The organism is Sinisalibacter lacisalsi (assembly GCF_014640115.1).
GTDB classification, from domain to species: domain Bacteria; phylum Pseudomonadota; class Alphaproteobacteria; order Rhodobacterales; family Rhodobacteraceae; genus Sinisalibacter; species Sinisalibacter lacisalsi.
In genome coordinates, this window is the sequence record NZ_BMGI01000001.1 from 680,348 (window position 1) to 699,369 (window position 19,022).

Genomic DNA, 19,022 nt, shown 5'->3' on the forward strand with positions numbered 1-19,022 from the left:
TCAGGTTTCGCACCAGATTTGGACGGGGAAGGCGGGTCATCTCGATGTGCCCGGAGCCGCAAGCCATCGCGCCGGATCCCTGGAATGAGTAAATGCGGTCGCTGAGATCCCTATTATCGGTACATTTATTATATCCTTTGATCTCGAAATCAGCCGATCGTTTTTCAAGCTCTGAGAATATATACGCCTAAGTCGCAAGACATAATGACACACCTGTCCGATCTGGCCACTCCTTGAGGGGAACTGGAGGTCGGAATGAAACAGATTCTTTTGCCCCTCGTGGGGATCGTTCTCGCGGGATGCCAAACCCAACCGTATTATCAGGAAGCGCAACGCTGCGTGGTCATTCCGGAAGGCTACGTGCTTTCCGATGTGCAATACGATGGCAAGACCGCCTACTGGCTTGAGGTTTGCCCCGACGCGAAAACCCTGGATGCCGTTGCCACTCCTACGGGGGGCTCGTCGGGGTCCACGCCGCACTCCGGAACGAAGTCAGAGCCGAAGATGGTCATCGAACGCTCGGTGACCCGCCCCGGCTTCGCCGACGCCTCCCAGGTCGAGATTCCGGTTGTCGGTAATCGAAAAGCGTCGGTGGTTGCCGGCGGGATCACGATTTTCGAAGACGGGTCCGTCCAGATGCCGCGGATGGGTGTGGTCGAGTAATGATCCGCCTGACCCTTTTCGCCGTCGCGTTGCCGATCTCGGCAATGGCGCAGTCGTATTCCAGTTCGGGTCAGAACTGGGCCGGTTCGTACGGCTTCCCCTCGGTCAGCGAGCGCAGCTTGGCGATCCAGCAGGCACAGGCGATGTGGAGCGCGCAGAACCCGGCGAAAACCGAAGTCATCTATAATACCTACAACGACTCGCGTTCGAATTACGTCGAGACGAACACGACCGGCGAAGTCAACACCGACTACCAGATCGGTGATGAGATCGGTCAGCAAACCTACTCGGTGGGCTCCCTGAACACAGGCTCGACCGACATCGAAGTCGTCGGTGAAGGCAACTCGATCATCGCCGAGAACAGCGCGGATTCCTCCGCCTGCGTGGATGGCTCGATCGCGACGGTCACCTCTTCGGTATCGGCAAGCGAACTCTTCGACGATGCAAGCGTCGGCGCCTCCATGCTGGATCTCGCGGACGCGATCGAACGATCCGCTGCCTGCGATTGATGGAGGGGGTCGGGTGCATCGTCTGTCTGTTCTCGCACTGTTCTTCGTGCTCGGAGGTTGCGGCTTCGCGAATTCGATCGCGTCGTCGAGCAAGGACGTCGAGATGTTCGAGGGCCCCGAGATCAGGCGCATCGTCACGAAATACGACAATGCGTTGTCGTGCATTGGCGATTTCGTTCCCGGGTCGCTCTTCTTCGCGGTCGGCAACATCAATGACGCGACCGGGAAGGAATCCTATGCCGAGTCCGGTTCCGGCAAGATGGTCACCCAGGGCGCCGGCGAGATGATACAGACCGCGCTGTTCACATCCGGTGTGCGGGTGCTCAACCGTCGTGATCCGAGCATCGCGGCAACCGAGCACAACTGGGGCATACGGCCGATCGAGAGCCAGGTGCCTGTCGATCTCTACATCACCGGTTCGATCAACAGCCTCGATTTCATCCCCGGCGCGGGCGCCCAGATCGAGATCATGGGGGTCGGGCCGAGGGCGCGACAAAACCGGCTTCTGGTCGGGATGGACCTTTCGATGACCGACACCGCCACCGGTGAAGTCATCGCCAATGTCGCGGTCCAGAAACAGCTCGTCGGCGAAGAGATCGGGTTCGCGGTCGGCCGGTTCTTCGACACAGGCGTTTTCAACAATGCGCTCGTGAACATCAACGCGGGCGCCATGGTGCGCGAGACGATGAATTTCGTGCTGCGGCAGATGCTCTATTACGGCACTTACCAGCTGATCGTTCAGGCGATCGACGGCGCCGGCGCCAAGGCCTGCAACGAGAACCTGGCCCAGACCATCGCCGAAGACCTGATCTGGAAGGACGAGGCCGGTCGCGCGACCTTCCAGGAGATCGTGGCGCAGGTTGAATCGCGCCGCCCGCCTTCGGAAGCCGAAATCGGCGAGATGCGCAAGGAAATGTCGACCACCGCGCAAGAGGTCGAGCTGCCGCCGGAAGTGCGCAAGTTGGCCAACAGCATCACCTCGCAGGCGGCACGCGCGATTTCGACGGCCGACAGCATCGCCACCGCCAGCGACGTCGATACGGCCCAGGCGGCTCTCGAAAAGGCCAGGCTCTACCTCGCCTTCGCGGTGCGGGATCTGCGCAAGGCCGCCGAACAGGGGCTGTCCGGTGCGCAGGGCGATGCCGTGGCCACCGTGGTGGAACAGGCGATCCGCGCGGTCAACGCGGGCGAGGTTTTCGTCAAGAGCCTGCGCGCCAAAACGGAAATCTCCGAGGCGGCCACGCCGCAAGCGGATGACGGCAAGCCGAATGTACCAGGGGGAGACCCGAATGACCCACCCCGACCATGACACCGCGCACTAGCGCACACCGAGTTTCCTGGACCCTCTCCCACGGGTCGAGGAAAAATGGGCCCCTCTTTCACTGCCCGCAAATCCACGTCTGCTTATGAGGGACGAGCAGAATAAAACAGGAAGAACGAGCAATGAAAAAACTTCTTGCTACGACCGCGCTCGCGGTTATCGCAACGACCGGTGCAGCTTCGGCCCAATCGGTTCTGGAGCGTGTGCTGTCGGAGATCGACAACTCCACCAACCTCGCGCAGGTGAACGGCACCTTCGCCAACATCGCCGAAAACATCGGCGGAACCACGGTCGAAACCTTCTATACCGTTTCGGCTGAATATGGCGCGCTGCTTGGCGGCGCCGTCGACGGCGACAGCGTTGTGCTGACGGAAGCCGAATACAACGATCTCGCCTCGATCCTCGCCAACGACCTGGTTGCCGGCATCACCGAGAACGAAGACGGCAGCTTCACCGTTTCCGGCTCGGCCGGTGGCACTTCGGTTCCGGCCAACGCGTTCGAAACTCGTGAAGCGGCGGAAGCCTATGCCGCGACCGTTGTGGGCAACTTCCTTGCTGCCAACAGCACCTCGGAGCAGGTTGTGACCGGTGTGTCCGACGGCATCGACGGCTCGATCACCAACATCCTCGATGGCATCACCGAGGCGACCCAGGTGACCGACGCTGACGGCGTCACCGCGATCGAATGGGACATGCCGACGATTGAATTCGGCGACATGGCCACCACGGCGCTTGGCGCGGTCAACACCGGCGACATCACCCTCGGCGTGAATTCGACCGTGGACGAAGCCAAGACCTCCTCGACCCAGGCTGTCTCGTCGGTGATGGAACAGCTCGGCGGCGCTGACGGCAACGGTGCTCTGGTGCTCAACATCGCATCGAACATGACCGGCGTGAACGGCTCGATCTCGAACACGATGACCGAAGTCAACGCCAAGACCGCCAACCTGTCGACGACCGCGCTCGGCGCCGTCAACACCGGCACGATCACCTCGGGTGTGAATGCCGCTGTGCAGGGCATCGTCGGCACCTCGGGCTCGACCGGTTCGGCCGCGGAATAAGATTTCCGCATCCAGACCCGGCGGAGGCGTTCGCGCCTCCGCCACCTCATCCGGCGGGCCGAAGCCGGCCGGAACGAACAGACGATTGCCGGGACGGGCTTCTTGCCGCCCTGCCTGCAAAGAAAGAAAGGTCGAGACGTGAACAAGCACCCCTTGATGAGAACAGTCGCGATCACGGCTCTCGCAACCGGAATGTTGGCGGGCGCCGCGTCGGCGCAATCCGTGCTTGAACGTGTGCTTGGCGAGATCGACAACGCAACCAACCTGGCACCGGCAAACGGCACCTTCGCGAATATCGCGGAAAACCTTGGCGGAACTCGCATCACCGAGGTCGAGCGTCCGGTGACGTTCGGCGATCTGCGGGCCAATGGCTTCGCAGGATACGACCCGAGCCTGATCCTGATCGGTGATCCCGATGTGATGGACTCCGGTGGGGATTACGTGGGTCAGCCCCACACGTTGCAGGATCTGATCGACGATCCCGAACTGGACGTGATGTTCGAGTATACCGCCATCGTCGATGGAACGATCTCCGACGATGCGATCTTGTCCAGCATCACCATCGAGGTCGAGGGTGAGATGCAGACGGTCTATTTCCTCACGGACCCGGACAACGGCATCAATTTCGATTCACCAGCCGCCGGATACGTGTCGCGCTTCCTGACGGATGGCGACAATTCGGACTTGTTCTCGGAGGCGGACATCGAGAGCCTGCAGGCTGAACAGGTGATCGAACTCTTGAAGACCGCAGGTTACTTCGGCATCGACGGCTCGATCACCAACATCCTCGATGGCATCACGGTCCCCCCCTCTGCGACGGACGCCGACGGCGTGACCGCGATCGAATGGGACATGCCGACGATTGAATTCGGCGACATGGCCACCACGGCGCTTGGCGCGGTCAACACCGGCGACATCACGCTCGGTGTGAACTCGACCGTGGATGAAGCCAAGACCTCCTCGACCCAGGCTGTCTCGTCGGTGATGGAACAGCTCGGCGGCGCTGACGGCAACGGTGCTCTGGTGCTCAACATCGCATCGAACATGACCGGTGTGAACGGCTCGATCTCGAACACGATGACCGAAGTCAACGCCAAGACCGCCAACCTGTCGACGACCGCGCTCGGCGCCGTCAACACCGGCACGATCACCTCGGGTGTGAATGCCGCTGTGCAGGGCATCGTCGGCACCTCGGGCTCGACGGAGTAAAAATGAATTATCCTTTGCGCAAAGCGTTTTACGTGAAGGATAGAGATCGGAGGCGCGGGACATAATACCCCAGTTCAAAACTGCGCTTTCGTGTACGGTCTGGCGGTTCCCTACCCCGCTGACCCTACCGCACCCCGGCCGTCTGCTCGCGGCCGGGGTGCAACCGCTTCGGGGATCTCTGGCGCGTCGGTCGCCGGCGTGGCGCGCGCGCGGTGTGGCTTTCGTCGTCCTGGTCGGATTGCTGTCGCCGGGACAGGCGCAGTCGGTTGGAATTCTTGAACGCCTTTTGCGCGCCATCGATACCGAGCATGTTTCCGCGAGTTGGAACATCATGGCGAACATCGCCGAAAACGCCTCTGGCTCCCTGGCCGTTGCACCGCGCCGGTTGATGCCCGGCGATCGCGTCGTGATCGGCTACGATGCCGGGGGCTATGCCGTGACATCGGTCGCAGGGGACAATGGCCTCGCTGTGACATCGGCGCAGGCCGCCGGCCTGCAGTCGGGCCTCTCCGAAGGGCTGTATCCGGTGGGATCGCAGCTCTACAGCGTGCCGCCCGCGGCGCGCCTCTCGCTCTACGAGGCCGCCGTGGACAGGCAATCCCTCGCCTCGGCGCGGGAATTGCTGACCACCCGTATCGACGGCCGCGTGACCAATCTCATTTACAGCACCGTGCCCGAGGATCTCGCCGAGATCGCCGCGATCACGCGCGGCGCGCGTTTCGCGACCATGGGCGAGATCGGCACCACAGCGCTCGGGGCGGTCAACGCCGGTGGCATTCTGACCGGGTTGAAGACGGAACGGCTTGTCGGGCCGATCGGGGTGGAGATCGACCTTCTCAAGGCGCGGATCGCCGAGGGGCCGGACGCGCATTACCAGGCCGCCGTGACCGACACCGTGATCGCGGTTCGGACGAGCAATCGGGAATTGGGCGGTGTGCCGGACCTTCCGGCCGCCCGGCTGAACATCGCCGCCAACATGATGCCGGTCACCGCGGCCGTCGTGAACCGAACCATGGGCGTTTCGGTCAAGGTCAACTCGATCACCGCAACGGCCATCGGCGCCGTCAACGGCGGGTTTGTCGGGCGCTGACAGCCCGGGATCAATTCAATTCGGAATCGAAGGAGAAACGGCGTGCGTTTGAAGAAAGGGCAGGGGATTCACTACCGTGCCATTCCCGACAATGGCTCTGTTCGGGTCAGCGTAACGGAGCGAAACCGGCCGCGTTTCGTCTTTCCCAACACCGTGGTCTGGAGCGAAGGCTTGCAGCGGGAACTGGCAAAACACGCGTTTGAATTCTGGTATCCGCCTGCAAGACCTCTTGATGTCCGCAATGTTCAGTGGATCGCAAACCAGTGCGCGGATGCCGACGAGTACCAGAACGCGCTGATCGGGTTGGACGATGCCTTTGGCGGGAAGGTGCCGATATTCAATCACCCCCGGCGCGTTGCGATGACCCGAAGGGATCTTTCAAGCCAGGTGCTCGAAGGCATCCCGGGCCTGATCGTCCCCAGATGCGTCCGGTTTGTCGCGACCGGCCCCGGTGCGCTCGAGCAGACCTTCGACCGCGAGGCGTTTTCCTATCCCGTGCTGATCCGGCCCGCGGCTTCGCAGACGGCACGCCGGCTGGTCCGGGTCGACACGCCCTTCGATTGGCCCAAGGCCTATGCCGAGACCGTTCCGGGCGAAGCCTGCTTCATGACCCAGTTCGTGGATTTCGCCAACGCGCGGGGAACCTATGTGCGCCTGCGGATCGCATTCGTCGGTGAGCGGGCGTTCCTGCGAGGTTACACCGAGCAGTCGTCCTGGCTCATCCGTCGCGCCTTCGGCGATGCACCCGACAACCGTGATCTGGAATCCTTCATGGACCATGTCGCCGCGTTCGGTTCGGATCATCCATTGTGGACGGTCTGCGACACGATCCGCCGCCGTGTCGGCCTCGAGTATTTCGGGGTGGATCTCGGGATGATCGGGCAGGACGAATTCGTTCTGTTCGAAGCCAATGCCGCCATGTCGATCCTTGACGTGCACCATGGGCAGGCCGATTACGCGATCATCAAGCCCCAGATCGAGCGGATAGAATACGCGTTGAAGCGTCTGCTTTTCGCGCCGAAAAATTGGCTGGGGCCCGAGGCCATTCCGAACCGAACCACCCGCGCGATCCTGACGGCCTGATCTCCCTCTTGCCCGCCGGGCCACACAACGCGCAATCGCGATATCAGCTGCACGGCTTTCCGGAGGCGGTCTCCCACCGTGGCCATGGGCGGCCTTACCTTCCGGTCCATCCGCCGTCGACCGCCAGGATCGCGCCGTGGATCGCGGAGGCGGATTCGCCGGCGAGAAAGACAACGGGGGCCGCGATTTCCTCGGGGGTGAGCCAGCGGCCGACCGGCACGCGGCCGAGGATCTGCGCTTCGCGCGCGGGGTCGGATTGCAGCGCGGCGGTGTTGTCGGTGGCGACGTAGCCGGGCGCGATCGCGTTCACGTTCACGCCGTGGGCCGCCCATTCGTTTGCGAAAGCGCGGGTCAGGTTGGCCAGCGCTGCCTTGCTGGCGGCGTAGCCGGGCACCATGATGCCGCCTTCGAAGCTGAGAACCGAGGCGAGATTGATCACCCGCCCATGCCCGCGCTCCACCATGCGGGCCCCGAAGGCGCGGGTCAGCAGGAAGGGAGCGTCGAGGTTGACCGCCATCACCGCGTCCCAATCCTCGGTGGCATGTTCGGCCGCCGGGGCCCGGCGGATGATCCCGGCATTGTTGACGAGGATGTCGATCCGCGTGCCGTCCAAATCCGCCACCAGCGCCGCGATGGCGGCCCGGTCCGACAGATCGCAATTGCGCGCCGTGATCCCCGGCGGCGGGTTGTCTTCGATCCGGGTGCCGAGCCCGATCACCTCTGCCCCCGCCTGCTTCAGCGCGATGGCGATCGCCGCGCCGATCCCGCGGCTCGCCCCGGTCACGAGGGCCGTCTGTCCGCCGAGATCCGTCACAGGTCTGTCAGGGTGCCTAGCGCGCGTTCGGCGGCAAAGGCGGTGGTTTCGGACAGGGTCGGGTGGGCATGGATGGTCAGGCCGATATCCTCGAGCGTGGCGCCCATCTCGATGGCCAGCGTGATCTCGGCGAGTAGCTCGCCGGCGTTGCGGCCCACGATGGTGCCACCCAGGAGGCGGTTCGTGTCAGGGTCATAGATCAGCTTGGTCAGCCCGTCTTGCCCGCCCGAGGCAAGGTTGCGCCCGCTCGCGGACCACGGGAAAGAGGTGGCCTTGACCTTGCGACCCTCCGCCTTCGCTTGCGCCTCGGTCAGGCCAACCCAGGCCAGTTCCGGGTTGGTATAGGCCACCGAGGGGATCAGCACGGTGTTCAGTGCCGCGCGGTGACCCGAGGCCACCTCGGCCGCGATGTGGCCTTGATGCGTGGCCCGGTGCGCCAGCATCGGGTTGCCGGTCACGTCACCGATGGCGAAGATACCGGGCACCGTGGTGCGCCCGGCGCTGTCGGCCTCGATCACGCCACGGTCGGAGACGGCGAGGCCGGCAGCCTCCGCACCCACCCGGTCGCCATTGGCGCGCCGGCCGACCGACTGGATCACCGCCTGCGCCTTGATCCTGCCTTCGAAGGCGCCGGTGCAGACCAGGGTAACGGTGGATTTCGTTGTCTCTACCGTTGTCACCTGCGTGCCGGTATGCAGGGTGATCCCGTCAGCTTCCAAGGCGGCGCGCAGGATCGCGACGGCTTGTGCATCGGCACCCGGCGCGATCTGGTCCGACAGTTCGACCACGGTCACCTCGGCACCGAGCGCGGAGTAGACGGTGGCCATTTCCAGCCCGATGATGCCGCCGCCGACGATGGCCAGTTTTCTCGGCACTTCGCGCATCTCCAGCGCCACCTTGCTGTCCCATATGCGCGGGTCGTCGGGCCAGCCGGGCAAGTGCACCGGGCTGGAGCCAACGGCGATCACCGCCTGTTCGAACCGCATTTCGCGCCCGTCGATCTCGACCGTGCCGGGCCCGGTGAACCTGGCCTGGCCCTGCAGCGTCGTCACCTTGCGCCGCCTGGCGATCCCGCCCAGACCGCCGGTCAGCGTGTCGACGATGTGGTCCTTCTTCGCGCGGAGCCTGTCGAGGTCGATCCGGGGCTTGCCGAAGTTGATGCCCCAATCGGCCATGTGGCGGGCTTCGCGGATCACTTCGGCGGCATGCAGCAGCGCCTTGGATGGAATGCAGCCTTCGTTCAGGCAGACCCCGCCGAGACGGTCGCGCGCGTCGACTAGCGTTACGTCGCGGCCGAGGTCGGCGGCACGAAAGGCACAGGCATAGCCGCCGGGGCCTGCGCCGATCACGAGGAGGTCGATCTTGTCGCTCATGGCGGGCCTCAGACGATCATGTTGCGGGGATCGGCGATCAACCCGGTGTAATGGGCCATGAACCGCGCCGCATCGGCCCCGTTGATGACGCGGTGGTCATAGCTGAGATCAAGCGGCACCATCGGCACCGGGCGCGGTGTGCCGTCATCCCATGCCGTTACGGTCTCGGTCCGGGTGATGCCGAGGATCGCAACCTCGGGCGGGTTCACGATGGGCGTGAAGGCGGTGCCGCCGATACCGCCGAGGTTGGTGATGGTCATCGAGCCGCCACCCATCTCGTCGGGCCCGATCCTGCGGGCCTGCGCGCGGCTCGCGAGGTCTGCAATCTCGGCGCCGATCTGCCACAGACCCTTGCGGTCGGCATCGCGGATGACCGGCACCATCAGCCCATGCGGCGTGTCGACGGCGATGCCGATATGCACGTAGTCCTTGCGCAGCAGCGTTTCTCCATCTGGCGTCAGCGAGGCGTTGAAACGGGGAAAGGCACGCAGGGTTCGCGCCAGGGCCGCCACGTGAAAGGCCAGCGCGGTCAGCTTGATGCCGCGCGATCGGGCCTCGGGTTTCCACACCCGGCGCAGATCCTCGATGGCGGTGACGTCGGCGCGGTCATGATGGGTGACCGCCGGGATCAGCGCCTGCGCGGCCGCAAGGTTCCGGGCGGCGACCTGCGCGAAACGGCTCATCGGTTCCTCGATCACCTGGCCATACTGGCTGTGGTCCACATCCCAGTAAGACGTGTCGCCACCGGGTGCCGGGGCCGGGGCGCTGCCGGCGCCGGTGATGTCCTCGGGCGCGATGGTGGTCCGGCCAAGGCGTGTTGCGAGGGCCTGGATATCCACGTCGTGTTCGCGGGCGAGGCGGCGGGTGGAGGGGCTGGCGATGATCTCTGACATGCTCACCCCCTACCAGCTGGCCGAGATATACTGGGTTTCCATGAACTCCAGCATGCCTTCGTGACCGCCCTCGCGGCCAAGGCCCGATTGCTTGGTGCCGCCGAAAGGCGCGGCCGGGTCGCTGACCAGCCCACGGTTGAGGCCGACCATGCCATAGTCCAGCCGCTCACAGACCTGCATGGCGCGCTTGAAGTCTTCCGAGAAAACATAGGCCACAAGGCCATACTCGGTGTCGTTGGCGCGGCGGATCACCTCCTCCTGGTCGGTGAAGGTCTGGATCGCGGCGACGGGGCCGAAGATCTCGTCTTTCACGCATTCGGCGGTTTCGGGCACGTTCGACAGCACGGTCGGCGGGTAGAAATACCCGGTGCCGTTGGGAGTGGCTCCGCCGCATTCGACCTTCGCCCCCCGCGCCACCGCATCGGCGACGAACTCGGCTACCTTGTCACGCGTATCGGCGTTGACCAGCGGGCCGACATCGACCGAGGGGTCGGTGCCGTCGCCCACCTTGAGTGCCGACATCCGTTCGGTCAGGCGGCGGGTGAATTCCTCGGCCACGTCCTCGTGCACGTAGATGCGATTGGCGGCGGTGCAGGCTTCGCCCAGGTTGCGCATCTTGGCCAGCATCGTGCCCTCGATCGCCACGTCCATGTCGGCATCCTCGAAGATGATGCAAGGCGCGTTGCCGCCCAGTTCCATCGCCGGTTTCAGAACCTGGTCGGCGGCGCCCTTGAGCAGCTTGCGCCCCACCCCGGTGGAGCCGGTGAAGCTGACCACGCGCACGCGCGGGTCGTGCAGCATGTGATCGACCAGCGCGCCGGTTCGGCGCGAGGGCAGCACGTTGACAAGGCCCTTGGGCACCCCCGCCTCTTCCAGCAGCGGCATCAGCGCCAGCATGGTCAGCGGGGTTTCCGACGCGGGTTTGATGATGACGCCGCAGCCCGCCGCCAATGCCGGGGCGATCTTGCGGGTGCCCATGGCCGCCGGGTAGTTCCACGGCGTCACCAGAACCGCGAGGCCGGCGGGCTTGTGTTGCACCACGATGCGCGCGCCGGAGGACGGGGCATGGGTGATGAGACCATCGGCGCGCACGGCTTCCTCGGCGAACCAGCGGAAGAATTCGGCGGCATAGGTGGCCTCGCCCCGCGCATCCGTTCCGGCCTTGCCGTTTTCCAATGTGATCAGACGGGCGAAATGATCGAGCCGCGCCGTCATCAGCTCCCATGCCTTGCGCAGCACCTCGGAGCGTTCGCGCGGGGTGCGCGCGGCCCAGAGCGCCATGGCGGCTTCGGCAGCGTCGAGGGCGGCGTCGGCATCGGCAATCTCGGCCGAGGCGACCGAGGCCAGAACCTCTTCCGTGGCCGGGTTCACAACGTCGAACCGTTCCTTGGCCGCGCCCTCGCGCCAGCCGCCGTTGATGTAGAGATCGGTATGGTCCATGTCGGTCTCCGATATTCAGAGCAGAACGCGAAGCGGTTGCTCCACTTGGCCTGCGAAGTTTGCAAGAAGTTGGATCGCCGCCTGCGCATCGAGCTGCGCGGGGGTGCATTCCAGCGTGATCGTCAGGCCTGCGCCCGCGGTTGCCAGGGTCAGAACGGGAACAGATTCGGCCCCCATCTCGACCGAGCGCAGCGCCGTGCCGCGCAGATCCCGCAGGATCAGGGCCGGCTCATCCTCGGTTTTGCCAACCTCCGAAAGCCTGCGCGTGGCCGGCAGGGCGTAGGTCTTGGCGCTGCCATGCCGTTCCACCGCGACCGGCCCGGGGGTTGGAAGCGCGGCCCCGGCCAGCCCGGCCAGGATGGCGTCGGCGTCGCTGAGGCCATGCACTTCGGCCGCCCATGTGGCGAAGCCCGGCACGCCGTCCTCGGCGGTTTCGGCCACGAGGCGGCGGCTGGCCGCAGCACCGCCGACCGCCGGGGCGGCGTCAGGCATGGCGCGCAGGGTTTCCAGATCGCGGACATGATAGGGCTGCGGGTGCCCGGCTTCCGCCAGCCTGTTCAAGTCCAGCCCCTGTTCCAGCGCCAAGCGCCGCGCCTTTGGCGAGGCGAGGATGCGCCCGTCCGTCGATTGCGGCGTGGCGGGTTGCGGGGCCGGTCGCGGCTCCGGCTTTGCCTCTTGCTTCGCCGCTGCGGCTTCGGGTGCAGGCGTCGCGGCTGCCGGGGCCGCGACCGCGGAACGCGCCACCGGGTTCGCGGGAGCCTCATCGCTGATGATTGCCACCGGGTCGCCCACCGGCACCTCTTCGCCGGCCTCGGCCAGGGTCGCGGCAAGGTAGCCGTCGCGGCCCGCCTCGACCTCCATCGTGCTCTTGTCGGTCTCGACCTCGAACAGAACATCCGTGGCCGCGACCGCATCGCCGGGAGTTTTCTGCCAGCTGACGAGCAACCCGGTGTCCTGCGCCATGCCCAGCTGTGGCATGGTCACGGAATGGCCCGGGGGCAGGGCGTCCTCGGCGCCCGAGGGGGCCTCGCCGGCCTTGGCGGGTGCGGTGCTTTCCTCCTCGGCGCTATCCGAGATCCGGGCAATCACCGCGCCCACGGGCACATCGTCGCCTTCGGTCGCCGCGACCGCGGTCAGAAAGCCGTCGGCCTGCGCCTCGACCTCCATCGTGGCCTTGTCGGTTTCCACCTCGAACAAAGCGTCGCCCTTGGCCACGGCATCGCCCGGCGCCTTGAGCCAGGACACGATCTTGCCCGCATCCTGTGCCATGCCCAGCTGAGGCATCGTCACGTCATGCGGCATTTATCATCTCCCCCGCGCAAAGCTTGCGGGCGTTTGCGACAACCCCCTCGGGCGTCGGCACAGTGATGTCTTCCAGCGCCGGGCTGAAGGGCACGGGCACGTCCATCGCGCCCATGCGCAGCACTGGCGCATCGAGGTGATAAAAGGCCTTTTCGTTCAGGCGCGAGGCGATCTCCGCGGTCACGCCGTAGCTTTGGTGGCCTTCGTCGATGACGATCGCGCGGCTGGTCTTCCTTACGCTCGCCAGCAGCGTCGCCTCGTCCAGCGGCACGATGGTGCGCGGGTCGATCACCTCGGCGCTGATCCCTTCGGCCGCCAGCGTCTCGGCGGCTTTTTCGGCCACCTGCACCATCGAGGAGGTGGCGATCAGGGTGATGTCGCGGCCCTCGCGCTTCACGTTGGCCTCGCCGAAGGGGATCAGGTATTCCTCTTCCGGCACTGGGGCCTTGTCCTGGTACATCAGCTTGTCTTCGAATATGACGACCGGGTTGTTGTCGCGGATCGCGGTCTTCATCAGGCCCTTCGCCTCGTAGGCCGACGAGGGCATGGCGACCTTCAGACCGGGGATATGCGCCACCAGCGCCTGCAGCGATTGGCTGTGCTGGGCGGCGGACCGGCGCGTTGCGCCGAGGTTGGTGCGCAGCACCATCGGCACGCTCAGCTTGCCGCCCGACATGTAGTGCTGCTTGGCCGCCTGGTTGCAGAGCTGGTCCATCACCAGGTAGATGAAATCGCCGAACATCAGGTCGACAATCGGCCTTGCGCCGGTCATGGCGGCGCCCACGGCCAACCCCACGAAGCCGGGCTCGGCAATCGGCGTGTCGATGATCCGCTCGGTGCCGAATTCCTCGACCAGGCCGGACAGAACCTTGAAGGGCGTGCCGGCCTCGGCCACGTCTTCACCGAGCAGGAATACCGTCGGATCGCGGCGCATTTCTTCCGCGATGGCCTCGTTCACGGCCTGGGACAGGGTGATCTCTCTCATCTTATCTCTCCTCAGTCCGCGTAAACATGCATGTCGACCTCGGCTGCGTCCGGGTACTTGGCCGCCTCGGCATAGGCGACGGCCTCGGTCGCATCCTTCTCGATCTCGGCATTCATCGCCTCGATCTCTTCCTCGCTGGCGATGCCCTGATCGACCAGCCAGGACCGGAACCGCACGATCGGATCGCGGTTCTGCTTCCAGTCCTTCTCTTCTTCCTTGGATCGGTAGTATTCGCGGTTGATGTCGCCCACGTGGTGGCCGTGGTAGCGATAGGTTTCGAGTTCGATGAAGAACGGGCCTTCGCCGTTGCGGCAGCGGGCGACGAGTTTCTGCGTCAGCTCATTCACCGCCAGAACATCCTGTCCGTCTATCCTGAACGCTTCGATCCCGAAGGCCTCGGCGCGCGCGGTGATCGAACCGGCGGCGATTTCCTCGGTCTTGGTGTATTCGGAATAGCCGTTGTTCTCGCAGGCGTAGATCACCGGCAGGTTCCACAACGCGGCCATGTTCATGACCTCGTAGAGCAACCCCTGGGCCGTGGCCCCGTCACCAAAGAAACAGACGGTGACATCGTCGGCGCCCTGCAGCTTGGCGCGCAAGGCGGAGCCGGTCGCGATCCCCATCGAACCGCCGACGATGGCATTGGCGCCCAGGTTCCCGTGGCTCTGGTCGGCGATGTGCATGGAGCCGCCCTTGCCGCGGCAATAGCCCTCTTCCTTGCCCAGAAGCTCGCAGAACATTTCCTTGAACTCGGCGCCCTTCGCCACGCAATGGCCGTGGCCGCGATGCGTCGAGGTGATGCGGTCGTTGTCGGTCAGCGCCTCGCAGATACCAACGGCAACGGCTTCCTCGCCGGAATACATATGGGTCAGACCCGGCATCTTGGCCGACAGGTAGAGCTGGTTGGCGTTGTCCTCGAAGGTGCGGATGCGGACCATCTGGCGATACATACGGAGATAATCCTCGGTATTCGTCTTGCCTTTTGCCATGTGAATCTCCCACGAAGGGCAAGGGCGCCATTGCCCTTGCATCCTGTGATTGGCGACGGGTGCGCCGGGGCTCGTGCCCCGGCGGCCGTTCAGTAACGGTTCGCGATCGGCAGTTCCTCGGCCGGGAAGAGGCTGATCACCTCGCAGCCGGTCTCGGTCACCACCACCTCTTCCTCGATCCGCGCGGCGGAGTAGCCGTCGGTGGCCGGGCAGTAGGTTTCCAGCGCGAAAACCATGCCGGTCTGGATCTCCATCGGGTGATCGAGGCTGACCGCGCGGGAAATGATCGGGCGTTCATGCAGCGCCAAACCGAGCCCGTGGCCGAATTGCAGGCCGAAGGCCGCGTCTTCGTTGGGAAAGCCGAATTCCTCCGCCTTGGGCCAGACCGCGGCGACCTTGTCGGTGGTCACACCGGGCTTGATCATCGCGATCGAGGCGTCGATCCATTCGCGCGCCTTCACGTAGGCGTCGGTTTGCGCCGGGGTCGACCGTCCGATGTTGAAGGTGCGGTAGTAGCAGGTCCGGTAGCCCTGGTAGCTTTGCAGGATGTCGAAGAACGCCTGGTCGCCGGGGCGGAACAGCCGGTCGGTGAAGTTGTGCGGATGCGGGTTGCAGCGCTCGCCCGAGATCGCGTTGATCGCCTCGACGTCGTCGGAGCCCATCTCATAGAGCATCTTGTTCGACATCGCGACGATGTCGTTCTCCCGCACGCCGGGTTTCAGCTCCTCGTAGATCATGTGGTAGACCCCGTCGACCATCGCGGCCGCCTGGGTGAGAAGCTGGATCTCGTCCCAGTTCTTGATCTCGCGCGCGGCCAGCATGATCTGCTGGCCGTCGACCACGTGCAAACCTTCTTCCTGCAGCGCGTGAAACATCGCCGTTTCGGCATAATCGACGCCGACCGGCATGTCGGCCATGCCGGCATCGCGGATCAGGCCGGCGATCTGCTTGGCGTATTTCTTCATCAGGCCGAACTCGGGCGGGATCGTGCCACGCATCCCGACAACACCGGCCAGACAGTGATCGGGCTCCAGCCAGTCGGAATAGCGCTTGTGGTGCATCGCTGCGGAGCCGAAATCCCACACGTAGGGGCTGTCATCGCCGGTCAGCAGGCAGAACCGGCACATCTTGTCGCGTTCCCATTCGCCGATCTTGGTGGCGGATACGTAGCGGATGTTGTTGACGTCGAAGAGCAGCAGCGTGCCCGCGTTCGAGTTCTGGAGTGCCTGCCGTGTCCGGGCGAGGCGGTAGCGCCGCAGCCGGTCGTGGTCGATCCGGCGTTCGAAATCGACCGAAGTATGGCCCCAGGCGGGCAGGCGGTCGCGCCATTCCCAGTTTGGTTCAAGATCCTGAGGGGTCAGCAAGTTCGGCATCAAGGCACGTGACATGGGGGTCTCCTCCGGGCCGAGATTGCGACCCGTTGACAATGTTTCGTTTGGAAAGTCAGAGCGTTACTGGATGCACCAGCCGCCATCGATGTGGATCATCTGGCCGGTCATATAGTCGCTGTCGTCACTGGCGAGGAACGACGCGGTGCCGACGATGTCGTTGGGATAGGACACGCGCTTGATCTGCAGCGCATCGCGGACGATGTCTTCGTAGGCTTGGCCTTCGCGCTCCTTGAAGCCGATATCGACAAGGTCCTTGTCGAGCTGTTCCCAAAGCGGGGTGACGACGACGCCGGGCGCATAGCCGTTGACGGTAATGTTGTGCTCGGCCAGCCCCAGCGCGCCGCAATGGGTCAGCGCCAGGCAGCCGTATTTCGAGGTGCAATAGACGGTCACGTCGATCAGCGGCTTGCGCGAGGCGATGGAGCCGACGTTGATCAGCTTGTAGGGGTGATCTTCCATCGGGCCCTGCGCGATCATCTGGCGGGCGGTCTCCTGCATCCCCAGCCACATCGCCTTGGTGTTGACGTTCATGATCATGTCCCAGTTGTCTTCATCGATATCCATGAAGAACCGGGGCTTGTTCAGGCCCGCGTTGAACAGGCCGACATTGATGGACCCGAAGGCGTCGACCGTGGCGGCGACGGCGGCGGCGTTGTCTTCGCGTTTGGTGACATCCATCTTCACCGCGATCGCCTTGCCTCCTCCGGCCGCGTTGATGCGGTCGGCGACTTCGCGGGCTTCATCCAGATCGAGATCGCCGATGCAGACATTGGCGCCCTGTTCGGCGAAGGACTCGGCGTTGGCGGCCCCCATTCCCCGGGCGGCCCCGGTGATCAGGATGTTCTTTCCCTTCAGGCGATTTGGGTCCATGTTTTCCTCCCTAAGTGACTGGTTGTCTCAAGATCGCTTCGGCGCGCGCCTGTGCGTCCGCCAGCGCTTCCGCTGGGGTCACGAGGCCGCGCAGCATGTCGTGCAGCACCGTTCCACAGGCTGAAATGATCCCGGAAATCTGTGGCAGCGGCGGGCGCGGCCAGAACTGCAGCTCATCACGCCATGACATCTGGTCGACAAGCTCGAAGATCGTGGACAGGCTGCGCACCTCCGGATCGGTGCCGACGGAATAGCGCGGCGAGGTCCGGCTGCCTTCCTGGGCATAGAGTTTCTGCGCGGCGGGTGAGGTGAAGGCGATCAGCGCCTCGACCGTGTCCTCGAGCCGCTCGTCCGACAGGTTGGCCGGGATGCACAGCACATAGCCCCCGACCGGCGCGATCGGCACGCCCTCAGGGCCATGTGGATGGGGCAGGTAGCCGGTATTGCCATGGGCCGCGCAGGTCTTGTCCAGTTCGAAATACGGCGCCAGCAGGGTGTAGCCGTAGGCCATTGCCACGCTGCCGCTGGCGAAGGGACGGACCCTCTCGTACCACGACATCGAAAGGATGTCGGGGGGAGAGTATTCCATCAGTTGCATCAGGTACTCGGCCGCCGCCCGGGCGCGATCGGTGTCCAGCATGGGCCGGAAATCGTCGCGCTCCAGGTGGTCGGCGTCATAACCCCCTGCGATCTTCGGCAGATTCACGATCGGCTGGCCGAAATCGGCGCAGGTCATCATGAAGGTATGGCCCAACGCGGTGCCACGGGCGGCGTTCCAGGCCACGCCGTAGCGGCCATTGCGCGGGTCATGAAACGCCTTTGCGGCGGCGATCACGTCATCGGTGACCGTCGGCGGCTCGAGTCCGGCTTCGGCGAACCAGTCCTTGCGGTAGAACAGCAGTTCCGGCGTGGTCTGGCTCGGCACACCATAGGGCACGCCATCCCAATGCGCCGCGCGCCAGCCCGCGGTATGGAAATCGCTCGGCTCCAGCCGAGACACGTCCATCACCTCGGGCAGGGGGCGGATCACCCCTTTTTTCACGAATTCGCCCAGCCACGGCAGGTCGACCGCGATCAGGTCATAGCGGCTCTTGTTGCGGGTTGCGTTGCGCAGCCCCTCTTCGCGCAGACGGTCGATCGAAAACGCCCGCTGGCTGATGTCGGTGCCGACGATCTGTTCGAACTGCCGCTTGAGGTTTTCCATGACCATGAAGGTCGGATCGCCATGCACGAGGATCCGCAGCCCGCCGGCGAGGTTCAGCGATTGCGGCAGGGCGCGTGGCGGCGGGATCGTCGCCTGGCCGGCCTGATAGGAGCCGCCATAGTAATAATCCGCCGTTTCGGCGGACTGCTGCGCGCCGCCGTAGGCTGCCTGGGCGATCCGGTCGATACGGTCGGCGAACTGCTTGAAGGTGTGAAGGAGCTTCGGGCTCGGATGCAGGGAAAAGCTCTTGCCCGACTTGGTCCGGGGCCGCTGTTCGACAAGGCCCGAGTCCACGATCTCGGCCAGCTTCCGCGTGCCGGTCGCATAGGGAACGCCGGAAGCGGCGACCATGGCCGAGGGCGACACCACGCGCCCTTCGCAATGGCAGCGCAGAAGGTGCAGAACCATGTTGAGATGCGGATTGGGCGTGTTCGGTTCCAATCCGTTTTCGATCTCGGAGCAAACCTCCTGCAAGAAGCTCACGAGCCGCGGCATCTCCGGGCTGGCCGCAATACCGGACAAAGCGCTTGCCGTGGCGGCAGCACTTTCTCTGATATGGATATTTCTTGCGGCTTTCTGTTGCATCTCATCATGGTTGTTGGGGGCGCGATTGCGTCGGCGCGAGTCGGTCATGCCGTGTCCTTTCCGAAAATGTTCAGATTGATACCTTCGCAGTATGCTGATCTTCTCCGAATTGGATATGAATTTGTCCGTAATGGATAAAACGAAGGGCCTATCTTTTGTGAGAATCACGCTGGATAGGGGTCGGATTGTTCAGGGGCGCCAGTTCCCGGGCTGGGAGGACAGCCGCAATCGCAACCGAAT

At 64.4% G+C, this 19,022-nt stretch carries 17 protein-coding genes; 7 read left to right on the forward strand and 10 right to left on the reverse strand.

Going from position 1 to position 19,022, the window contains the following annotated elements; translation table 11 throughout:
• Window positions 1-255 precede the first annotated feature (255 nt).
• From IEW01_RS03430 to IEW01_RS03460, 7 genes are all read left to right on the forward strand, one after another.
• On the forward strand, window positions 256-663 hold the full coding sequence (locus IEW01_RS03430; protein WP_188526183.1) for a hypothetical protein: 408 nt from the start codon (window positions 256-258) through the stop codon (window positions 661-663).
• Window positions 663-1,172: a hypothetical protein gene (locus IEW01_RS03435; protein ID WP_188526184.1), complete on the forward strand. Its 510-nt coding sequence runs from the start codon at window positions 663-665 to the stop codon at window positions 1,170-1,172. Before IEW01_RS03430 ends, IEW01_RS03435 begins: the two co-directional genes overlap by 1 nt.
• 13 nt (window positions 1,173-1,185) lie before the next feature.
• A complete protein-coding gene (locus IEW01_RS03440; RefSeq protein WP_188526185.1) occupies window positions 1,186-2,481 on the forward strand; it encodes a CsgG/HfaB family protein in 1,296 nt (431 codons plus the stop codon).
• 134 nt (window positions 2,482-2,615) lie between these two features.
• Window positions 2,616-3,554: a hypothetical protein gene (locus IEW01_RS03445; RefSeq protein ID WP_188526186.1), complete on the forward strand. Its 939-nt coding sequence runs from the start codon at window positions 2,616-2,618 to the stop codon at window positions 3,552-3,554.
• Window positions 3,555-3,776: 222 nt separating this feature from the next.
• Window positions 3,777-4,763 carry a hypothetical protein gene (locus IEW01_RS03450; protein WP_188526187.1) on the forward strand — a complete coding sequence of 329 codons (987 nt, stop codon included), beginning with the start codon at window positions 3,777-3,779 and terminating at the stop codon, window positions 4,761-4,763.
• A gap of 214 nt (window positions 4,764-4,977) precedes the next feature.
• Window positions 4,978-5,853 carry a hypothetical protein gene (locus IEW01_RS03455; RefSeq protein WP_188526188.1) on the forward strand — a complete coding sequence of 292 codons (876 nt, stop codon included), beginning with the start codon at window positions 4,978-4,980 and terminating at the stop codon, window positions 5,851-5,853.
• A gap of 42 nt (window positions 5,854-5,895) precedes the next feature.
• Window positions 5,896-6,936 (forward strand): ATP-grasp domain-containing protein, encoded by a 1,041-nt coding sequence (locus IEW01_RS03460; protein WP_188526189.1) that lies wholly within the window; start codon window positions 5,896-5,898, stop codon window positions 6,934-6,936.
• A 94-nt stretch (window positions 6,937-7,030) separates the two neighbouring features.
• Here IEW01_RS03460 and IEW01_RS03465 read toward each other — a convergent pair whose 3' ends face one another.
• The 10 genes from IEW01_RS03465 to IEW01_RS03510 all read right to left on the reverse strand — a co-directional run bounded on the left by IEW01_RS03465 (window position 7,031) and on the right by IEW01_RS03510 (window position 18,692).
• Complete coding sequence (locus IEW01_RS03465) at window positions 7,031-7,750, reverse strand: SDR family oxidoreductase (protein WP_188526190.1); 720 nt, start codon at window positions 7,748-7,750, stop codon at window positions 7,031-7,033.
• Window positions 7,747-9,123 (reverse strand): dihydrolipoyl dehydrogenase, encoded by a 1,377-nt coding sequence (gene lpdA / locus IEW01_RS03470; protein WP_188526191.1) that lies wholly within the window; start codon window positions 9,121-9,123, stop codon window positions 7,747-7,749. The genes IEW01_RS03465 and lpdA overlap by 4 nt, the downstream gene beginning before the upstream one ends.
• 8 nt (window positions 9,124-9,131) lie before the next feature.
• Complete coding sequence (locus IEW01_RS03475) at window positions 9,132-10,016, reverse strand: 2-oxo acid dehydrogenase subunit E2 (RefSeq protein ID WP_188526192.1); 885 nt, start codon at window positions 10,014-10,016, stop codon at window positions 9,132-9,134.
• A gap of 9 nt (window positions 10,017-10,025) precedes the next feature.
• The gene (locus tag IEW01_RS03480) at window positions 10,026-11,456 is read right to left on the reverse strand and encodes an NAD-dependent succinate-semialdehyde dehydrogenase (RefSeq protein ID WP_188526193.1); all 1,431 of its coding nucleotides are present in this window, start codon (window positions 11,454-11,456) and stop codon (window positions 10,026-10,028) included.
• 15 nt (window positions 11,457-11,471) lie between these two features.
• The gene (locus IEW01_RS03485) at window positions 11,472-12,758 is read right to left on the reverse strand and encodes a biotin/lipoyl-containing protein (protein ID WP_188526194.1); all 1,287 of its coding nucleotides are present in this window, start codon (window positions 12,756-12,758) and stop codon (window positions 11,472-11,474) included.
• Complete coding sequence (locus tag IEW01_RS03490) at window positions 12,748-13,743, reverse strand: alpha-ketoacid dehydrogenase subunit beta (RefSeq protein WP_188526195.1); 996 nt, start codon at window positions 13,741-13,743, stop codon at window positions 12,748-12,750. Before IEW01_RS03490 ends, IEW01_RS03485 begins: the two co-directional genes overlap by 11 nt.
• 11 nt (window positions 13,744-13,754) lie before the next feature.
• Complete coding sequence (locus IEW01_RS03495; protein ID WP_188526196.1) at window positions 13,755-14,732, reverse strand: thiamine pyrophosphate-dependent dehydrogenase E1 component subunit alpha; 978 nt, start codon at window positions 14,730-14,732, stop codon at window positions 13,755-13,757.
• An 89-nt stretch (window positions 14,733-14,821) separates the two neighbouring features.
• Window positions 14,822-16,120, reverse strand: coding sequence for a M24 family metallopeptidase (locus tag IEW01_RS03500; protein ID WP_188526197.1), 1,299 nt, complete (start codon window positions 16,118-16,120; stop codon window positions 14,822-14,824).
• A gap of 63 nt (window positions 16,121-16,183) precedes the next feature.
• Window positions 16,184-16,993 carry an SDR family NAD(P)-dependent oxidoreductase gene (locus IEW01_RS03505; protein ID WP_188526198.1) on the reverse strand — a complete coding sequence of 270 codons (810 nt, stop codon included), beginning with the start codon at window positions 16,991-16,993 and terminating at the stop codon, window positions 16,184-16,186.
• A gap of 10 nt (window positions 16,994-17,003) precedes the next feature.
• Window positions 17,004-18,692: an extracellular solute-binding protein gene (locus IEW01_RS03510; protein ID WP_229738037.1), complete on the reverse strand. Its 1,689-nt coding sequence runs from the start codon at window positions 18,690-18,692 to the stop codon at window positions 17,004-17,006.
• Window positions 18,693-19,022 lie beyond the last annotated feature (330 nt).

What these genes read in the sequence shown, in the direction of transcription:
- IEW01_RS03430 (WP_188526183.1), top strand. Translation starts at nt 256, where the DNA reads ATGAAACAGATTCTTTTGCCCCTCGTGGGGATCGTTCTCGCGGGATGC.
- IEW01_RS03435 (WP_188526184.1), top strand. Translation starts at nt 663, where the DNA reads ATGATCCGCCTGACCCTTTTCGCCGTCGCGTTGCCGATCTCGGCAATG.
- IEW01_RS03445 (WP_188526186.1), top strand. Translation starts at nt 2,616, where the DNA reads ATGAAAAAACTTCTTGCTACGACCGCGCTCGCGGTTATCGCAACGACC.
- lpdA (WP_188526191.1), bottom strand. Translation starts at nt 9,123, where the DNA reads ATGAGCGACAAGATCGACCTCCTCGTGATCGGCGCAGGCCCCGGCGGC.
- IEW01_RS03475 (WP_188526192.1), bottom strand. Translation starts at nt 10,016, where the DNA reads ATGTCAGAGATCATCGCCAGCCCCTCCACCCGCCGCCTCGCCCGCGAA.
- IEW01_RS03480 (WP_188526193.1), bottom strand. Translation starts at nt 11,456, where the DNA reads ATGGACCATACCGATCTCTACATCAACGGCGGCTGGCGCGAGGGCGCG.
- IEW01_RS03485 (WP_188526194.1), bottom strand. Translation starts at nt 12,758, where the DNA reads ATGCCGCATGACGTGACGATGCCTCAGCTGGGCATGGCACAGGATGCG.
- IEW01_RS03490 (WP_188526195.1), bottom strand. Translation starts at nt 13,743, where the DNA reads ATGAGAGAGATCACCCTGTCCCAGGCCGTGAACGAGGCCATCGCGGAA.
- IEW01_RS03495 (WP_188526196.1), bottom strand. Translation starts at nt 14,732, where the DNA reads ATGGCAAAAGGCAAGACGAATACCGAGGATTATCTCCGTATGTATCGC.
- IEW01_RS03500 (WP_188526197.1), bottom strand. Translation starts at nt 16,120, where the DNA reads ATGTCACGTGCCTTGATGCCGAACTTGCTGACCCCTCAGGATCTTGAA.
- IEW01_RS03505 (WP_188526198.1), bottom strand. Translation starts at nt 16,993, where the DNA reads ATGGACCCAAATCGCCTGAAGGGAAAGAACATCCTGATCACCGGGGCC.
- IEW01_RS03510 (WP_229738037.1), bottom strand. Translation starts at nt 18,692, where the DNA reads ATGCCGCGGCTCGTGAGCTTCTTGCAGGAGGTTTGCTCCGAGATCGAA.